Source organism: Burkholderia lata (genome assembly GCF_902499335.1).
GTDB lineage: Bacteria > Pseudomonadota > Gammaproteobacteria > Burkholderiales > Burkholderiaceae > Burkholderia > Burkholderia lata_B.
In genome coordinates this window covers 1-18,200 of sequence record NZ_CABVQK010000016.1, presented here as the reverse complement: position 1 = coordinate 18,200, position 18,200 = coordinate 1, and the positions used below count along the sequence as shown (strand labels likewise).

At 60.0% G+C, this 18,200-nt stretch carries 12 protein-coding genes and 2 pseudogenes; 5 read left to right on the top strand and 9 right to left on the bottom strand.

The features are described from left to right. Nucleotides 1–213 precede the first annotated feature (213 nt). Together BCO18175_RS32165 and BCO18175_RS32160 are read left to right on the top strand one after the other, a co-directional pair. Entirely contained in the window at nt 214–1,362 is a 1,149-nt protein-coding gene (locus BCO18175_RS32165; RefSeq protein ID WP_254608208.1) for an MFS transporter, read from the top strand. Between the two features lie 204 nt (nt 1,363–1,566). Next, complete coding sequence (locus tag BCO18175_RS32160) at nt 1,567–2,256, top strand: hypothetical protein (RefSeq protein WP_174957492.1); 690 nt, start codon at nt 1,567–1,569, stop codon at nt 2,254–2,256. A 240-nt stretch (nt 2,257–2,496) separates the two neighbouring features. On the opposite strand, the gene BCO18175_RS32155 is transcribed toward BCO18175_RS32160, so the two are convergent. The 4 genes from BCO18175_RS32155 to BCO18175_RS32140 all read right to left on the bottom strand — a co-directional run bounded on the left by BCO18175_RS32155 (nt 2,497) and on the right by BCO18175_RS32140 (nt 7,302). After that, the gene (locus BCO18175_RS32155) at nt 2,497–3,402 is read right to left on the bottom strand and encodes an NAD(P)-dependent oxidoreductase (protein ID WP_174986895.1); all 906 of its coding nucleotides are present in this window, start codon (nt 3,400–3,402) and stop codon (nt 2,497–2,499) included. Nucleotides 3,403–3,955: 553 nt separating this feature from the next. Beyond that, on the bottom strand, nt 3,956–5,224 hold the full coding sequence (locus BCO18175_RS32150) for an aminotransferase class III-fold pyridoxal phosphate-dependent enzyme (RefSeq protein WP_174983390.1): 1,269 nt from the start codon (nt 5,222–5,224) through the stop codon (nt 3,956–3,958). An 872-nt stretch (nt 5,225–6,096) separates the two neighbouring features. Next, nucleotides 6,097–6,321: a hypothetical protein gene (locus tag BCO18175_RS32145; RefSeq protein ID WP_174986892.1), complete on the bottom strand. Its 225-nt coding sequence runs from the start codon at nt 6,319–6,321 to the stop codon at nt 6,097–6,099. A 105-nt stretch (nt 6,322–6,426) separates the two neighbouring features. Then, entirely contained in the window at nt 6,427–7,302 is an 876-nt protein-coding gene (locus BCO18175_RS32140; protein ID WP_174986890.1) for a phytanoyl-CoA dioxygenase family protein, read from the bottom strand. A 779-nt stretch (nt 7,303–8,081) separates the two neighbouring features. On the opposite strand from BCO18175_RS32140, the gene BCO18175_RS41130 reads away from it, so the two are divergent. The 3 genes and pseudogenes from BCO18175_RS41130 to BCO18175_RS32125 all read left to right on the top strand — a co-directional run bounded on the left by BCO18175_RS41130 (nt 8,082) and on the right by BCO18175_RS32125 (nt 11,179). Next, nucleotides 8,082–8,513 (top strand): low affinity iron permease family protein, encoded by a 432-nt coding sequence (locus tag BCO18175_RS41130; protein WP_254608207.1) that lies wholly within the window; start codon nt 8,082–8,084, stop codon nt 8,511–8,513. Between the two features lie 378 nt (nt 8,514–8,891). Further along, nucleotides 8,892–9,062: pseudogene (locus tag BCO18175_RS32130) on the top strand (porin); the annotation flags it as partial. Nucleotides 9,063–9,556: 494 nt separating this feature from the next. Next, nucleotides 9,557–11,179, top strand: a complete 1,623-nt coding sequence (locus tag BCO18175_RS32125; RefSeq protein WP_174986888.1) for an AMP-binding protein — start codon at nt 9,557–9,559, stop codon at nt 11,177–11,179. A 559-nt stretch (nt 11,180–11,738) separates the two neighbouring features. On the opposite strand, the gene BCO18175_RS32120 is transcribed toward BCO18175_RS32125, so the two are convergent. From BCO18175_RS32120 to BCO18175_RS32100, 5 genes and pseudogenes are all read right to left on the bottom strand, one after another. Continuing rightward, the gene (locus tag BCO18175_RS32120; RefSeq protein ID WP_174986886.1) at nt 11,739–12,923 is read right to left on the bottom strand and encodes an acetyl-CoA C-acyltransferase; all 1,185 of its coding nucleotides are present in this window, start codon (nt 12,921–12,923) and stop codon (nt 11,739–11,741) included. A gap of 54 nt (nt 12,924–12,977) precedes the next feature. Further along, nucleotides 12,978–14,801, bottom strand: a complete 1,824-nt coding sequence (locus BCO18175_RS32115; RefSeq protein ID WP_174986884.1) for an acyl-CoA dehydrogenase — start codon at nt 14,799–14,801, stop codon at nt 12,978–12,980. 114 nt (nt 14,802–14,915) lie between these two features. Next, nucleotides 14,916–15,452 (bottom strand): MaoC/PaaZ C-terminal domain-containing protein, encoded by a 537-nt coding sequence (locus BCO18175_RS32110; protein ID WP_174986882.1) that lies wholly within the window; start codon nt 15,450–15,452, stop codon nt 14,916–14,918. Then, on the bottom strand, nt 15,445–16,377 hold the full coding sequence (locus BCO18175_RS32105) for an SDR family NAD(P)-dependent oxidoreductase (protein ID WP_174986880.1): 933 nt from the start codon (nt 16,375–16,377) through the stop codon (nt 15,445–15,447). The genes BCO18175_RS32110 and BCO18175_RS32105 overlap by 8 nt, the downstream gene beginning before the upstream one ends. Before the next feature lie 706 nt (nt 16,378–17,083). Then, nucleotides 17,084–18,200, bottom strand: a pseudogene (locus BCO18175_RS32100) (cytochrome); the annotation flags it as partial.

The window sequence follows — 18,200 nt, the reverse complement described above, 5'->3', positions numbered from 1 at the left end:
TTTTCACACGGAAATCGGGTGATTCCATCACCTGAAGGCATCGTAGTCGGTCGACGGGATGCAATAGGTCGGTGAAGAACGGGCAATTGTGAAATTGCGATTTTTCGGTTGGATGAAGCAGTCTTCGAAACAGTGCCAGTATGGATGCGAGCAAGAGGGCGATTCGATGCCTCGTCGCGATTTCGCATTCGTGCAAACGACAAGGAGTCGATCGTGAATTACGAAATCAAGGGAATCCGAAAAATCGCGCTGCTTTATACAGGGGCCGTGGTCTGGACGCCCACCTACCTGCTTCCGTTCAACATCGAAGAATCGATGGCCCGGTTCGGACTGTCAGAAAGCACCGCTGGATGGCTTGCGTCCGCGGTACTGCTCTGTCTTGCGCTTTCCATCATCATTTTCGGTCGTCACATGGCGACGTTGAACAAGAGAACGGGGGCGCTCGCTGCGGCAGCGCTTGCCGTTCTGTCGACGTGTGCGATGTTTTCGCATAATTTTTATGTATTCGTCGCTGCGAAACTGGTTCTCGGCGCCGCCTTGGGCGTCAGCTGTGTTTGCGCGTACGGGGTGATTGCACACGTCAAACACCCGGAGAAGGTCGCGGCTCAAGTCGCTGTCGCGATGGCCATCATATTTTCCTGTGCGATGTACGTCGTCCCGATCGTGAATGTGAAGATGGGCAATATCGGTGTGGATGCCGTCCAGCTTGCCGTTGTCGTGGTGGCGCTGTTTTTCGGCGCGTTCATGCATCCTGCCATCAACGCAAGCGAGGAAAAGGTCGCGAAGGACGCCATCAAATCCAGTGACGTCCGAGGGATTCTGATCAGCGCATTCTTCATCTACGTCTCGCAGACGGCCCTCATGGGATTCGCCGCAGAGGTCGCTGCAACCCGAGGCGTTGAAGCGGAGCAACTCGGCATGCTGTTCATGGTCAATGCGGCCTTCCAGTTGCCGGTGGGGGTAGCGGTCAACTGGCTGGGCGATCGTTTTGGCCTGTTCAAACCGATCGCCTTTGGGCTCGCGCTGCTGATCGTATGCAGCCTGGGCATGTATTGCGTGGGCGGCAGGTGGGCGTTTCTCGTGTCGACTGCCCTCATCAGTGCCGGTGCGACGCTGGTTGCCCCTTACATGGTGGGGGCACTTTCACAAATGGATGCCAGCGGAAGAAGCACCGCGACCTGTGCGTCGGCAATCAATCTTGGCCTGGCGGTGGGCCCCGCGATCGCCGGCATGGTGTTCAGCGCGGCCGGCTTGCGTGCGGTCGGCTGGCTGTCCGTCGGGTTGCTGGTGGTGCCGATCTTTCTGACCAGCGTGGCGATCCGTCAGCTCAGGTCGCGACATTCCGAGGCAGCTATCGCTTGACGCGTGAGGCGAAGCGATCAGCTTGCCGCGCGAACGCGCCCCGGCCCTTGCGGGTGCCCGAGGCGGCGCCGGCCGCCTGACATGCCGGTGCGAAACCAACCTGTGCCGGTCTCGTCTTCTCGCGTCGAGAGGTGATGCCAAGTGGGTATCGACGTTGGCAAGCGCGATGGTTACTCAAATTCTTGACGATCATTGGAATGTGTCATGGAACTCAAATTTTATCTTTATTGCCTTGCCGATCTTGCGTTGATAACGACTTCACTCGTCTATGGCGTGAAGCTTCTCAAGCGGCGCAACGGCCTGCTCGGATTCGAGTGGCTGGTGACGACGTTCTCGGCATCGAATTTGATGCTCAATGCGCTGACTGGCGAGCACGCATTTCTCAGTACCTCGCTTTTTTGCGATGCATTTTCCAGAGGTTTCGGCGTACCTGTCATCACTATCGTTGGCATGATGGCTGTTACGCACCGACATAAACCATCGATTTTCACTGACGTCTTGTATGTGGTGGGCGCGCTCGCGGGAACCGTCGTTGTGTGGACGGCAGACTTCATGGTTGAGCCCAAGCCGTATTTCTATCTGGTGATGTGGTCCTTGTTCTCGGTGTATCTCGTGTACGTCGTCGGGAAGCTGCTGCGAATTGGCGACAAGCGCAACGCAGTGAGTGTGATCGTGGCACTGGTCGCCACGCAGATTATTGCGAGCACCTATGACTTCTACCCTATACCTGGTGACCATGATCACATGATCTTCTATATCTTCGCGTTGCTTTCCTGGTCTTACCTGTCCGTCTCGCTGTATTACGCCTATTGCGCGCTGGAGCGCGCGCAGGAAAAAGCAACGAACCTCAATCGACGCTACACCATTGGCAGCCTGGAACGAAATCCGCAGTGATTGCCGCACGGCCAGCGGAATGCCGTTGGATCCTCATGCGGGAAAACGGAGATGGCTACTTCAATCGTGAGCTATCCCGCCGTGGAGGGGGCCATTTGATTGCGAGCAATATCTTGCCACCCACGCCGCGCTCTTACGGGCAGCGTGGGGCGAATTTGGCCTGCAGTCGGTGGAGGTTCTGTTTCCGGTGTCAGGTCTGCGGCCCTTCGGCTGCGGAACGGGATACGGGTCGGGTTGTATCTAACCCCGGTCCGCGAGCGGCTTCCTGAAACATTCAAACACGGCGGCCAGCTCATGTTGACCGTGGCCCTTGGCGACGGCCTGCTGGAGTCGCGCCAGTACTTCCTGCGGGTAGCTGCTGTCCGTGCCACTTTCCTGGCTGAACGCCACCAGCTGTCCGATACCCGCGGCCCAACTGTCCAGGGTGGCCTGCGACCCTGAGTAATTCCCTTTCTTGATCATCTGTACGCACGTCTGAAGCGTATCCTCGACGAAGGGACGACGCGCCAAGGCAAGTGACAAGTAGGTGTCGAGGGAGATGCCTTCGGCGTCACATACGGCGGCGCCGTAGAGAAACCCGAGCGCGGCCCCCAGGGAGAACGAACCCACAACTGCGCCATCGAGAATGGCGGCATTCTCGAACCGCTCCCCAACGAACAACGCATGTCCACTCAGGTTCGCCAGGGCAGGTCGCAGGGCTTCGAAGGTCGAACGCGAGCCGGCATACAGAATCGATCCGTCCGGCGTGCCGATATCCTTGGGGTAGCAGCCGATGGTGCCGTCCAGGTAAGCCACGCCGTGTTCCTTGGCCCATTCCGCAGCATCTCGCGCGTCCTCCGGTGTGCCCGTCGTGAGCTGGATGATCGTTTTGCCTTTGAGACGGGCCGCGACGTCCGGCGTGCGCAGCAACGAGTCGGACGCGCCATAGTCGAGTACGCAAACGATCACGACCTGACTCGCATCGATCGCCTCCGCGGCTGAGTGTGCGACCTGGGCGCCAACCTCGCCAAGCGCCGCGGACTTGCTCGCCGTGCGGTTCCAGACGGTGACGCGATGATTGGCGGCAAGCAATGCCTTGGCCAGGGCCGCTCCCATTGCGCCGAGACCAATGACGGATATTGCCTGCGCCGTTACGGTATTTGCCATCACAAAACTCCTTCGAATCGGGTATATGAAACTTCAGAAGAGGACTTGCTTTGCACAGCGAGGAACAGGGGTGCCCGCCGTCGACCGCCACCGATCGCATGTGGCAGGAACCTGTCGTTGTCCTGCCTGCTTGCCCGGCAGCCGCGTCGAGATGCGCTCGATCAGCACCCTGCCGTAGTCGGTCTTCCACATCGCATCGGTCGACTCGGCGCCGATGAAGCGTGGTTCGATCGCGTTGGCGGATGCGGTGGATCCTGGATGGTTTCACGCGAGAAGTGCCATCCATCGACGTCGGGCAACGACGGATCAATCCGCGACGAATGCTTTAACCTGCGTGGGTTCGAGACGCTGGATGAAGCCACGACGATCATCGAGGCATGGCCCCTGAATGACCTGCCAACGATGGTTATCCTGGCTCTTCTCCCAAAGAAGCAGCACCAGCCGAATTCGCCTTTCAGCTGGTGCCTTGGTCGGATCCGGCTGGATCCGAAATGCTGTAAAGCGGGCTCCAGATCTGGCGCGGAAAACCCGCGCCGATCAAGCGCATCCGGCATTAACGCTGCACGGTGTCCAGAATATCCAGGCGGCTCACTGCAATCGCCTTCTGCTTGATCGCGCCAAATGCCACTTCGGTCGCCTCGAGCGTACGTGCGATGTCGTCGTCGGTGTGGCTCGCCGTGAAGAACATGTTGTGCCACGGGTGGAGATAGGCGCCATTCTTGATGACTTCCGAAGCCCACGCCCGGCCGCGCGACACGAGCTCGTCGTCACCCGCGAAAAGCATCTGGGGCATGACGCTCGGACCGGTCTGCTTGAGTTCGAAGCCATGCCGCTCGGCTTGTTCGGCGATGCCGGCGCGCAGCTTGTCCGCCAACCGCTTGGTGTGTTCGAGGTAGTCCGTTTCTCGTACCAGGCGCAGCGTTTCGATCGCCGCGGCCATCGGCACAGCCGAGAGCCAGTAGGAGCCCGTGACGAAAACGTTCGTCGCAGCCTCGCGTGCCTTGTCCGAACCGAGCACCGCAGCGATCGCATAGCCGCCGCCGATGGCCTTGCCCCAGCAGCTGAGGTCCGGGTGCACGCCCCAGTCCGACCATGAACAGTCGCGCGACAGGCGCAGCCCCGTGCGGACCTCGTCGACGACCAGAAGCGCTTCCTGCTCGTCCGCGAGGCGACGGCACTCCTTCGCGTATTCGATCGACGGGAAAAACTGATCGTAGAGCACTTCGTGCCGGAACGGCGTAGCGTAGATGGCTGCTACGTCACCGTCGACGCTCTTGACGGCGGCATTGAGGCTCTCGATATCGTTGTACTCGAAGTAGACGATGTGAGCCCGGTCTTCCTTGGTAATCCCCGTCGTATAGGGCACGTTCCACGGGGACGCCCCATGGTACGTACCGCGCGCAACGAGAATCTTGCGCTTCTCGCGATAGGCGCGCGAGATCACCATGGCCATCGACGTGGCGTCCGAGCCGTTCTTGCAGAACATCGCCCAGTCGGCGTGGCTGACCTGTTGAGTGAGCGCCTCGGCAAGCTGAACCATCACCTCGCTGGGGCCCGTCGCCGTGTCGATCTTCTGCAACTGGAGGGCGGCGGCCTGCTCGATCCGCTCGTTGCCGTAGCCGAACAGATTCGTGCCGTAGCCACACACGTAGTCGATGTACTTGTTGCCGTCGACGTCCCAGAGATGGGTACCTTTCGCTTTTGCAAAGTACAGCGGGAAATCTTCCGTCAGATACTTGACGCTCTGGTGACCGTACATCCCGCCCGGGATGACCTTTTCGGCTCTTGCGAACCACTCGTTCTTCTTTGCCAGCCTGTCCATGCTCGACTCCTTGTGAAAAATTCGTTCTCGGAACGTCGGACCCGATATCGAGTCTTTTGACTGAGTCATTTGACCGTGTACTTGGGCCCCGGGAATTTCGGGGAATGCAGCTTCTGAAATCTCGCGGCTCATCGTTGGATCGACGCACCGTATTGCCTTGCGTCGTGAATGCAGCTTCACTGCGTCGCGCGCTTGAGCGTCTGTCGGCGCCTCATGGGAATTGGTCATTTGACCAAGTCCAGTGTCTACAAATGTCGCCCAGACGGAAATTGGCGTTTTCCACTAGTCCCGCACAGCCGTGGACCGACGTCACGCTCGGCATGCAACGGCGATGGGGGAGGAGGCGAGTTGAGCGGCGCCAGTTCTCCGGCGTGCGCTGTGCGGCGTCGCTATCTGATCCGCATAATGAAAATCCCCGCTCAACCTTCAAGCGGGGATGCAGGGTGATCAAGGTGGGGCGGAGGGCTGGGAGGGGCGGCGGTGTACTTCCGCCAGAAGATTTCGCAGCGCGAGATCGTGGTGCGTACGGGCGTGTTCAGACGCACGGTACGCGCATGGCAGGGGCAGACTGATCTACGCAGTCGGAAGTAACCGCAGCGCGCGGGCCCGCGCGTCCTCGACGCATGGACCCACTAACTGTTGGGCTGGTTCGAGACCGAAAGCCGCCGACCGAAGCGCGAGCAATGCGCTCCGCGGATCGTGTTCGATACGATCCGCGCGCAAGGCAACGCCGGCGTGTTCGATCTTTCCAGGTGGAGCCTATTGGCTCGAGTCGTAGTGCTCGATATGGTAGAGGACCATGAATCCCGGGCTTAATACCAGAAGGATCCCGGCAACGAGAGAGATTGCGACAAACAAACGCTTCACCATGATCACGCTCCTGAGTTGGATGAGGTGCAATAGAAAGTCGATTCTTGGGGACCATCCCCGGAAAGGCGGGCAATCCCCGCATTGATCTCGAGATCGCCCTGGGCAACGCCGGACGAAGGAACCATCTCGCCGCTGCGGTTTTCCGCCTCGTTGAGGCGTTGGGCGAGCGGGTGAGCGACCTGATCGCCGGTCACGATCGCAGCGCGATTCGTCAGGTCGATCTTCATGGCGTGTCTCGCTGGTGGTGATGCTGTCGTGGCTCGCGCATGTGCATCACGGAATCCTGGGAGGGGATCACCCCTCCCGGACCGATGCAGGCGTCTGTTCGTGACTCAGAGACCGAGGTGCGTCGCGATATCGTCGTAGTCGACTTGCCAGAGGCCCGGCGTGCCAGCGGGATATTGCGAGCGGAAGCCGATGATTCGCTGAACGCGCTTCGACAGGCGTCGCACGGTGTCCATGTCCACGATGAAGGGATACGCTTCCTCCGGCGTCAGGTAGGACGGTTGCATCGGAATCGTGAGCCCGCGTCGGCGCTCGTTCTGCGTCACATTCGCGCCGCCACCGTGGATCACCTTTCCGCTGAACAGCAACGCGTCGCCGGCGTCCATCTCGGCGGCAATGGTCATGTCGGGCGTGCCCTTGCTGTCGAAGTAGTCCTCGTCCCAGTTCTGGCTCCCCGGAATGATTCGGGTGGCGCCGTTTTCCTCGGTGAAGCGCGTCAGCGCAATCATGAGGTTGGTGAACACCGTAGGCCCGTTGACTCCAAGCGCGCACAGGGGCGGGAAATTGCCGACATCGCGATGCAGCATCTGTGCCGTGTTGCCCGGGCCGATGTCGATGACCTGCGCGGTCGAAAGCCACCAATCGCCGGACTCTTCACGGTAGAGCACCTCGCCGAGTTCATGAAAGAGTTCGTCGTCCAGCACGTCTCCGAAAGTCTTGCTGTGCGTGACCATGTTCGTCAGGCGCTTCGTATAAGTGCCGTGGAATTCCTTGATCAGTTCGTTTTCGTGCGACGACCCCTCGCGAAGCCGCTCGAGCGGAGCATCGACCTCGCGGTTGATGTTCGCGACCTGCTCCTGGGTCAGATAATTCTTGATCCGGACGCCGCCGTATTGATTCATGAGCGACACGATCTCTTGTGCGCTGGTTTGCTTGGAGACGGTGGGGAGGGAGTCCTGAATGTTCTGAATATTTGCGTTCATGTTTGCCTCAAAGTTTCGTGGACGGGTAGATCAGAAGCGGCGTCACGTTCTGATTCGGGTGGTGATCCAGACATCAAGTTGAATATTTGACTGAGTCAATTGACCTAATATGCTTTCGCTTTCTGCCATACGTTCCTTTCACGCCAGTTGACGGAGCGCACACGCTCCTCCCGACGTTGTCGCGACCTCCTGATGATCCAGCACCCGTCTCCAGAGGCGATAGACATGGAGTCATTCGCTGGGGTTTCCGGTGAGCTGGCGTATCCGTGTCAAATCAGGTCAAATGACCAAGTCGTATGATCGAGGAAGTTAACATGGCGTTTTTCGACGGTCGATCATGGTTAACCCGTCGCTTTCGAATGGTGTGGCCAATGAACGGAGAGCGGTCGTTCTGGCGTGAATGTGAAAGTTATGGTCACGCCTGGCGCGGCGTGACGAGACGTGATCAGGGATCGAATAGTCACGCCTGCGGCGACGATCCTTGGCGCTTTCAGTCTTGCATTCGGGTTCGCGCATACGGCCCCGGAGTAGCTGGAGCGGGAGTCGGTCAAGTTGCCTGACGTGCGCCACTCTTGTACCCATCGAACGCGCGTCGTAGATGATGGGCTCGAACTCGCTGGGCGGGAACGTTATGGTCACAAATATCGGGAACAAGCCGGTTTTGACTCATGCCAATGGTCGCGAGGCTCAGCGGGCGTGATACTCGATTTTAAAAAATAACCTGTACTGCTTGGAGTAGACATTTTTGGAAGCGGATCATGGTGTCGCTTTGATAGCGTTTGAAAAAAGAGGTGTGGCGTGGGCTAGGCGATCGGGCATGCAAGCTGCTCGCTCGTCGGAAGCGCCTGTGTACGGGCGCCGCCGCTCGTGCCATCGCGTGCGCCAAGATCGACGTCCTTTTCCGGGAGGCATCCATGCGCGAAGCGAACCATCCATCCCGCGCCCGGTCCGTCGTGCACGACCGGATCTCGGCCGATCCATGGGCGGTCACGGTCAGGGATCCCGTCACGCGCACGTTCGAACGGTTCGCGTCGCACGTGACCGTGTGGGTCGGTTCGCCGATCGTATTCGGCAGTGCGGTGGCCCTGACGGTGCTGTGGATCGTCACCGGGCCTCCTCTCACTGCCGGCACCGCCATTCTTGCAGGTTGCGACACGGTAGCGGGCGGCCGGTCAGCACTTTTCCACGGGCGGCCGGGCGATCACGCATGAGGCGCGAGAAGCCAGATAGCGGCGCCAGCCAGGGAGTACGCCATCTAAACCGAGAGCGGCCCCATGCTCTTCGAATCAGCGCAGCAAACGCGCGCTGCTGATGCGTTTTGTCGATTTAGCGTGGTTTGTCACGTTGATGTGTCACCCGTTCGGGGCCGAGCGCCTGGCGTTGCCGCGGGCTGCTTGCCACAGCTCGGGGCGATGCCGCTCGTGCTATTGCTCGCTGCGGGGCAGTGTCCGCCGACACGGAGCGGGTGCAGGATATCGCGCCGGGCGCGCTCGACCGGAATGGTGCGATAGCGACGGAGACGCTTTGAGCCGACGTTGGTGCAGCCAGCACTCGTCGCCCGCACGAAAGCGTCGCGGACTCTCTTCGACCAAGCAGCCTACCTGTCGAAGCGTACGGATGTCTATGCTCAGGCGGTGTACCAGCGTGGTACGAAGGGCGCTGGTTTGGGGGCATCGATCTACAACGGCGACATCAACGCGTTCCCGAGCTCGAAGGTCAGCCAAACTGCGGCAACGGTTGGCCTGCGCCACCGCTTCTAAGCGTCACGGGTGTCGTTCTGCATTGGCGGAACAAACGAGCACGATTCGCGTTTTGACGGAAGCCACGAGCAACATCTACGAACTTCAACACCGATGGCCCGTGTTTCGGTTCGAGTGTGGGATCGACAGATCCCGCGTCGCAGCCTCGTGCAACTACCAAGTTGCCGCAAGTTTCCCTGTGTGGTCAAATGACCATATCAATTGACCAATTGATGCGTAGTCCCCTCGATTCGGAGGTCTCGTCTCGGGGGGGCATGAATTTGCCTGCTACGCAGGGTGCAATGGAGGCGAAACAAACAAGATGGGGATCGTCGCACGTCAACGGTATGCCGACAGGGTGATCCGGGACGCCGCCGACCGTCGGTCTACCACGCAGCCATATCGCTGCGACGAGGGATGAATCTCGCGTGGTTCGAGGCGCCCCGGCTTGTTCACGCGCGCGATGAGGGGATTGGCGTCGCGCAATCATTAAAACGGGACAGAGGAGATTGGGTATGGAAAAGATCTGGCTTGATTCCTATCCGCCGGAGGTTCCGGCAGAGATTGATTCCAGCGCGTATCGAAACATCACGGCATTGATTGAACAAAGCTTCAGCAAGTTTCACGCGAATCCGGCGTTTGCGTGCGACGGAAAGCAGATCACCTATGGTGAGCTCGACACGATGTCTCGATCACTGGCCGCATGGCTGCAATCGCGGGGGCTCGAGCGTGGCGCGCGCGTCGCCATCATGATGCCGAATGTGTTGCATTACCCGATCTCGATTTGTGCGGTCCTGCGCGCCGGCTACGTTGTCGTCAACGTCAATCCCCTCTATACACCCCGCGAGCTGCAACATCAGCTGAATGACAGTGGCGCGGAGGCGATCGTCATTCTCGACGGCTGCACTGCGACGCTGGATGCAATCATTGTGCACACGCAGGTGAAGCATGTGCTGATTGCCGCGCAAGACAACGCTTGCGCCGCGGAACAGAAGCCGAGCCCGCATGCGACATTTGACGACGCGATTGCGGAGGGAAGTCGGGGCAAATTCATACCGGCTTCCCAGTCGCCGGATGATGTCGCTTTTCTCCAATATACGGGCGGGACAACCGGTGTGTCGAAAGGCGCGACGCTGTTGCATCGGAACATCGTCGCGAATGTATTGCAGACGGACGTCTGGCTCAAACCCGCTCGCGGTTGGCGCCCTGACGTGACGCAGTTCATCACGGTGGCGGCACTTCCGATCTATCACATCTTTGCACTCAACGTTTGCTGCCTGCTGACGATGCACACGGGCGGGCTTTGCGTACTGGTGCCGAATCCGCGGGACATCGGCGGGATGATCAAGTCGCTCGCCGGATACAAGGTCACGAGCTTTCCGGGCGTCAACACGCTCTTCAACGCGATGCTCCATCATCCCGAATTCTCGCGGCTCGATTTCTCCAATCTGCTGCTGGCCAACGGCGGCGGGATGGCCACGCAAGAAGCCGTCGCAAGGCGCTGGAAGGAGATGAGCGGCGCGCCGATTGTCGACGGATACGGGCTGTCCGAGACATCACCCTGCGTCGCGATCAATCCCGTGGCACGCGGTGACTTCAACGGCACGATTGGCCTGCCGTTGCCCTCCACCGAAGTGTCGATCCGGGACGACGACGGCAAGGAGTTGCCGCCCGGCGAAGCCGGCGAGCTGTGCATTCGTGGTCCGCAGGTGATGGCGGGTTACTGGCAGCGACCGGACGAGACCGCGAAGGTGATGACCGCGGACGGCTTCTTCAGATCGGGTGACATTGCGTCGATCTCCGAGGATGGATTCGTGCGAATCGTCGACCGCAAGAAGGACATGATCCTCGTGTCCGGTTTCAACGTCTACCCGAACGAGATCGAAGAGGTCGTTGCCAACCACCCTGGCGTATTCGAGGTCGCGGCCATCGGCGTACCCGATGAGTATTCCGGAGAGGCCGTCAAGCTGTTCGTGGTCAGGAAAGATCCGGAGCTGACGTTCGAAGACCTGATGGCGTTCTGTAAAGGCCAGCTGACTGGTTACAAGCGTCCGAAAAGCATCGAGTTTCGCGACAGCCTGCCAAAGAGCAACGTCGGGAAGATCCTTCGGCGCGAGTTGCGGGTGATGAACAATTGACGTGATCGACAGAGGCGATGCCGGAAGGTCGAGCGGCCCGCATTACAAGGCTCCGAGCGGGCACGCGAATGGCGCGACGGAAAAAGTCCGTCGCGCGCCGGCGCCTGGCGCGATGGTGCATCGGGCGCGATTGCGACACAAGGTCGGCAATAGCAGCTGTATCCATCCCCGTCGCTTCTCTCTGGCAGGCGTCTTCCACGGATATCCTGGAGGACGCACCCGGTACCCCGATTTCAGCCGTCATCAAACGACGGTCGGGGAATGAGGCAAAAGGAAGAACCCGCTCAACCTTCGAGCCGGGATACAGGGGCAATCAAGGTGGGGATGCTGGCCGGGATTAGGCACCGCACTTCCGCCGGAAGGTTTCGCCGCGCGAGCCTGCGTGTCACGACATATGGGCCAACGCACTGCCGAGCCGGTGCAAGATCGAAACCTGTCGACCGAAGCACGAACAGCACGCCGGCCGGTTCGTGTTCGGCGAGCATCCCCGGAAAGGCGTGCAATGCCCGCATGAGCGGGGCGGCCGCCCCATTCGTACTACGGGCAAAGGCGCGTTCCGTCAGACAACTTCGAACAAACCGGCTGCGCCCATTCCGCCCCCCACGCACATCGATACGACGACGTAGCGCGCGCCGCGTCGTTTGCCTTCGATCAGTGCATGGCCGACCATACGGGCACCGGTCATCCCGTACGGATGGCCGATCGAAATGCTGCCGCCGTTGACGTTGTACCGGGCCGGATCGATTCCCAGCTTGTCGCGGCAGTACAGCACCTGGCATGCAAATGCCTCGTTGAGCTCCCACAGTCCGATGTCGTCGACTTTCAGGCCATGAAGCTTCAGTAGCTTGGGGATCGCGTAGATGGGAGCGATGCCCATCTCCTCGGGCGCATTGCCGACGACGGTCATGCCGCGATAGATGCCGAGGGGCGTTGCGCCGATCTGTTCGGCGGTCTTGCCGTTCATCAGAACGCAGGCGCTTGCGCCGTCCGAAAGCTGGCTCGCGTTCCCGGCGGTTACAACGCCACCGTCCATCACCGGTGCGAGAGAGGCAAGCGATTCGAGCGTCGTGCCGGGACGATTCCCCTCATCCTGCGTGAGCGTGACGTCCTTCTGCGACGTTTCGCCGGTCGCTTTGTCGACGACCAGCATCCGTGTCGTGATCGGCACGATTTCGTTCGAGAAGCGGCCGTCCATTTGTGCCGCGGCAGTGCGGAGCTGGGAATCGAGCGCGTACTGATCCTGCACGTCGCGAGCGATCCCGTACTTGCGGGAAACGAACTCGGCGGTCTCGAGCATCGGCATGTATGCGGCGGGTTGCACGGCCAGCACGTTGGGATCCTGGTCGGCGCGCGTCCACTCGAAGTAGCGGGTCTGTACCGCCGAGATGTTTTCCTGGCCGCCTGCGACAACGACCTGCATCCCGTCGCACATGATCTGTTTGGCGGCCGTGGCGATCGCCATCAGGCCTGATGCACATTGCCGGTCGAGCGTTTGTGCGCCGACTGAAGCAGGTAGCCCGGCCGCCAGCACACCTTGTCGGGCGATATTGCCGCCGGCGGTTCCCGCGTTGAGTACCGAACCGATGACGGCGTCCTCGATGCGATCCGGTTCGATACCGGCGCGCAGTATGGCATGCCTGATTGCATGACCGAGCAGGGTGGGCGAGTGCGTGAGGTTGAATGCGCCACGATATGCCTTGCCGATGGGCGTGCGCGCGGTGGAAACGATGACAGCATCAATCATATGACATCCTCATAAATTGAACGAAAGCAACGAAATGGAGGCGTCGCGCATGGGTCAGAACCAATGCTCCGGCATCGTCAGGGGAGTTTTCTCCACTGGATTGAGCACGGCGAGCCACGCAGCCACCTTGGGCATTTCCCACCCGAAGAAGTAGTCGCACGCAGCGAGCTTGCCGCGATGGAAGTCGCTTCCGGTCGGGCCGTTCTCGAGCGTGTTGGCCACGATCGCCTGGTCGAGCCAAAGCCAGCCGACGACGACATGGCCGAATGCTTCAAGGTAGGCAGCCGCATTCGCCAACTGGACCTCCGGGTCGTCGAGCCGGTGCAGTTCGTCGGTGACGATGCGGATGCGCTCCCACGCGCATTCGAGCGTGCCGGCATGGTCCTGGAGCGGACGGATCGACCGTGCGTTGAATACCGTCGTGGCGATTTTCCGGTCGAGCGCTTTCATGGCGGCGCCACCGTTTGCACGAGTCTTTCGACCCAGCAGGTCGAGCGCCTGAATACCGAATGTGCCTTCGTGTATCGGGTTGAGCCGATTGTCGCGATAGAACTGCTCGACGTTGTATTCGCGCGTGTAACCGTAGCCGCCATGAACCTGAATGGCGAGATCGTTGGCGACGAGACCCCATTGGGACGACCAACTCTTGACGACGGGGGTGAGCAGGTCAAGCAGGCCATGCGCGTCTTCGCGGTCGCTGGCGTCTTCTTGCGAATGGATATCGTCGCTCAGTCGAGCCGCATACAGGCACAACGCGAGTGCGCCGGATACATATGCCTTTTGCGCGAGCAGCATGCGCCGGACATCGGCATGACGAATGATGGGGGCCTGTCCTGATGCGGGCGATCGGTCACCGCGTGTCCGGCCCTGCAGGCGCGTCTTCGCATAATCCAGCGAGTGAAGGTAGCCTGTATAGCCAATCGCGGCGGCGCTGAGGCCGACCGAGATGCGCGCCTCGTTCATCATGTGGAACATGTAGGCCAGCCCTTTGCCGGGCTCGCCGACGATCTCCCCGATCGCACCCGCTTCGCCTTCCGGGCGGTAGCGACCCTCACCAAAGTTCAGCAGGCAATTTACCGTGCCGCGGTAACCCATCTTGTGATTGATACCGGCGAGTACGACATCGTTTCGCTCACCGGGCAGTCCGTCGGCGCCGATCAGCTTGCGTGGTACGGTGAAGAGCGATAGCCCTTGAACTCCCGGCGGAAGTTGCCCGTTTTCATCGGGGATCTTTGCCAATACCAGGTGGACAATGTTCTCGGAAATCTCGTGATCGCCACCGGAGATCCACATCTTGTTGCCGAACAGGCGGTAGCGGCCGTCTTTACCCGGAACCGCGCGCGTGCGGATATCTGCAAGACTTGACCCGGCTTGCGGCTCCGACAGGCACATCGTGCCAAAACATCGCCCTTCCGCCATGGCCTTGACGTAGTGCTCGACCCGGTCCCGCTCGCCGTGGGTCATCAGCAAATTGGCGTTGGCGATCGTGAGAAACGCGTAGCCTGCGGTTCCAGGATTGGCTGCCAGCAAATACGCCATGCCGGCCCGCTCCACGGTGCTCGGCAGGCTCATGCCGTTCCACTCGTTGGGGAACGAGGCGCTGATCAAGCCGGCGGCCGAAAATGCACGCAATGCGACACCTACTTCCGGGTTGATGGTGACGCGTTCTCCGTCAAATGCGGGTTCGTTGCTGTCGTTCTTCTTGTTATGCGGTTTGAAGAGATCGGTGGCAAGCGATTCGTACACATCCAGCACGGATGTGTAGTCGAACCGGTCCTGCCCGGCAAACCGTTGCCGACGGGTAAGGGATTCGACCTGAAGCCAGTCGAAAAGAATGAACTCCACGTCGCGACGGGAGAGGGTGAGTTCGCTAGTCATGGAATCGAATGAGTGAGTATCTGGAGTCTTGGCACGCTTTCGAATTTATTCAATAAATTCTGGAATGCGAAATTATTGTTTCAAAGCGATCGAACCGGAAAACATTGAGGGGCATCATGTGTTGATCGGCATCGTCCGCTCCGCCACGAGGGCTGGCTTGTGATGGTTCTCAATTTCCCCTCTGGCGCCAACGGTCAACGGGATGCTCGTGGTGTTTCTCACCTTGACCTGTTTCAATGTGAAGCGCCCGCGAACGCGTTCGCCACGGCGGCCCGGAGTAATGAAGCGCACGCTGTTCAATCCGCAATTAATCGGGTTCTGCCGCCTTTTGACCACGGAGAGCGCGCCGGACGCCCACCCGAACAGAATCGAAGGCGCGTGAAACCCGTAGGCGATCGTTTCGCCGTACGATCTGCCGCGTGCAAGTTCCTCGTCCGCATGAATCGATTGCCGGTCACTGTTGAAGTCGGCAAATTCATTGATCGAAGGCGGATCGATGGAGAACCATTCGGATACGCCCAGCTCCTTGTCGACGAGGGGCGGCAACCGGGATAGAGCAAGCAGGGTGCTTGCATGACGACTTCCGTCAGCCGTGTGGCCGCCCGGATCGCGGTCAGGTCTGCGTGCCGCCGTCCCGGATTCGTCATGCATCGGAATGCTCCTTCGTATTCTCAGAGACGATGCGGGCCTTTTTGACTTCGAGATCGCCCTGCGCAACGCCGGATGAAGGAACCATATCGCCGCTTCGATTTGCCACCTCGTCGAGCCGTCGGGCGAGCTGGTGAACAACCTGGTCGCCGGTCCCGAGATGGATGCCGGGCGTCAAGGTGATATGGGCGGCCTCGAAACTGCCTGCGCCGGCGCACAGGACCATCCGGCTGGGTGCCTCTTCACCGGCAAGTACCGCGACGGCCGGGCTGACGGATCCAGGCGACAGCGTATCGAGGATGTCCACAGACATGAGGCCTTCGAGCATGCGTGTACCGGCCGTTGGAGCAAGGCAGTTCACGCGAATGTCGTATCGCTCGCCTTCGATGGCCAGTGTCTGCATCAGGCCGACCAGCGCCATTTTCGCGGCGCCGTAGTTCGATTGCCCGAAATTGCCGTACAGGCCCGACGACGAGGTCGTCATCACGATACGGCCATACTGTCGTTCCCGCATGGGTTCCCACACGGCCTTCGTGCAGTTGACTGCGCCCATCAGGTGAACGTCGATCACCGCACGAAAGTCGTCGAGCGTCATCTTGCTGAAGCTCTTGTCGCGCAGGATGCCGGCGTTGTTCACGAGGATATCGACATGACCCCAGCGCGAAAGCGCTTGGTCGACCATGTGCTGGACTTGTTCGAAATCGGTTACCGATGCGCTGTTCGCGACCGCTTCGCCGCCGGCAGAGACGATTTCGTCGACAACTCGCTGGGCGGCCGTGGCAGAGCCGCCTCTGCCGTTTACGTCGCTGCCCAGGTCATTGACCACGACTTTTGCCCCCAGCCGGGCAAGCAACAGCGCATGCTCGCGCCCGAGACCGGCACCTGCGCCGGTCACGATCGCAACGCGATTCGTCAGGTCAATCTTCATGGGTTGTCTCGTTGGTGATGATGTGGTGGGCTACGACGTATAAGCGCGCATTCATTCCGCGTTTGTCGCGACATCCGGGGGATCTATGGCACGTATCCGGAGTGGGCATGCATCGAGCCATCCGCGGAGGTTTCCGGTGTGAAGGCGTCCTCATGAGCAATGCGATCAAATGACCAAGTCGTATGATCGGCGAAGTTAACATGGTGTTCGTCGACGGTCGATCATGGTTAACCCGTCGCGTTTCGAACCCTGCAGTAGTTGAAAGGCATGAGGTCGATCCGATGCGGTTGGCGGCGTGTGATCAACCCCTGAGTTGCAAGACGAGTGATGAACCGGAATGGATCGACGTATGACTGACGCCCGAATTTCGATTCGAGAAGGTAGATCGAGAGCGAAGCGAGCCGATCGGTTTAGATAGGATTCTGGATCTTTTTGCAAACCGTTATCCGAAGTTTCGCGCGACTGCGAACCGTGCTCGCACGCCACCTTCCCACTCATCGCGACGCGGTCCGGAAGCGAGCGGAGAAATTGCCCATCGGGTTCCGGTCGGAACTCGACAGGAACCCGATTGAAGGGCGCGAGGAAAACAGGGCGCAGGCCGGGATCGAAGAACTAGTCGCGAGAGTTTCGGAAGGCAGCGGCGGGGCAGGTCAACCGCTCTTTCCCTTTTCTGTAGCGACCGGAAGCGGCATGAATCCTGCAACGGTCATGCAAACACGTCGGCAACATATCTGCCATGCTCCCGCTCCATCGTGTCAATCCACTCGCTGGCGCTCTCATCACTCTCGCCAGTTGTCTCCTGATAAATGCGACCAAGCGTGGCACGTACGGCAGGCGCCATATTCTTTCCATCCCCGCAGACAAAGACGGTGGCACCGTGCGCAAACAGTGCGGAGATTTTTTCGCGTTCCAGCCAGACTTTGTCTTGAACAAAGCGAGCACCTTCCTCCGGACGGTTTGAATAAGCCGGCATCACTTCGACCACGCCGCATCGTGCCCATTCGTCGAGTTCGTCGCGATAGAGGAAGTCAACGTCAGGGTCATCGATCCCGAAGAAGAGCAATGACGTGCCGACGTTCTCCCCGCGCTGTTTCTGTAACGCGCGCTCTTGCAGAAAGCCGCGGAATGGGGCGATACCGGAACCGGCGCAGATCAGAATCATCGGGAGATCGGTTTCAGCTGGTGGCCGAAAACGTGCATTCGATGGCCTGACTGCAACGGACAGGCTGTCACCCGTGTTGAGCCGCGCGAGATACGACGACGCCACCCCTTCATGACGACCATTGCCGGAGAGCGCCGGTGCATCGACCACGGCTACCGTCAGCGTGACATGGTCCGCTTTCCAGAGCGGGGAGGACGAGATCGAGTACTGGCGTGCTTTCAGCGCGGGCAGCATATCGAGGAACTTTTCGAGCGACAGATCGACGGATCCGAAGCGTTCGAGCAGATCCATGACGGTAGTCCGCTTGCCCAGAATCTCGCATTCGAAAGCGTCGGCGCTCAGGCGCTCAAGCTCGACCTTCTCGGGTGGGCAACGCGTGGCAGCGGCCAGGCTGGATACTTGTGATCGAGTTGCGGGAACGGCGAGTTCGACATAGCTCGAAAACAGTTCACCACAGCCGATTGCCTGGCCGAGCGGAAGGCGTGGATTGCTTGACGTTCCTTCAATCACCACCTGGGTGTCCCAGCTCACGCGAAACCGGCGCAAGACGCGATCGACGTTGTCTTTCGAGTTGCGGGGCAGAAAGAGGTGGCCTCGCAAAATCGGACAGCCAGATAAGTGGAACGGCCGGGGCCTGAGCCAGCGATAATGCCGGCAAAGG

Coding starts and splice junctions, on each gene's coding strand:
- BCO18175_RS32155 (WP_174986895.1), bottom strand. CDS start 3,402: ATGGCAAATACCGTAACGGCGCAGGCAATATCCGTCATTGGTCTCGGC.
- BCO18175_RS32140 (WP_174986890.1), bottom strand. CDS start 7,302: ATGAACGCAAATATTCAGAACATTCAGGACTCCCTCCCCACCGTCTCC.
- BCO18175_RS32145 (WP_174986892.1), bottom strand. CDS start 6,321: ATGAAGATCGACCTGACGAATCGCGCTGCGATCGTGACCGGCGATCAG.
- BCO18175_RS32105 (WP_174986880.1), bottom strand. CDS start 16,377: ATGAAGATTGACCTGACGAATCGCGTTGCGATCGTGACCGGCGCAGGT.
- BCO18175_RS32160 (WP_174957492.1), top strand. CDS start 1,567: ATGGAACTCAAATTTTATCTTTATTGCCTTGCCGATCTTGCGTTGATA.
- BCO18175_RS32115 (WP_174986884.1), bottom strand. CDS start 14,801: ATGACTAGCGAACTCACCCTCTCCCGTCGCGACGTGGAGTTCATTCTT.
- BCO18175_RS32150 (WP_174983390.1), bottom strand. CDS start 5,224: ATGGACAGGCTGGCAAAGAAGAACGAGTGGTTCGCAAGAGCCGAAAAG.
- BCO18175_RS32120 (WP_174986886.1), bottom strand. CDS start 12,923: ATGATTGATGCTGTCATCGTTTCCACCGCGCGCACGCCCATCGGCAAG.
- BCO18175_RS32125 (WP_174986888.1), top strand. CDS start 9,557: ATGGAAAAGATCTGGCTTGATTCCTATCCGCCGGAGGTTCCGGCAGAG.
- BCO18175_RS32110 (WP_174986882.1), bottom strand. CDS start 15,452: ATGCATGACGAATCCGGGACGGCGGCACGCAGACCTGACCGCGATCCG.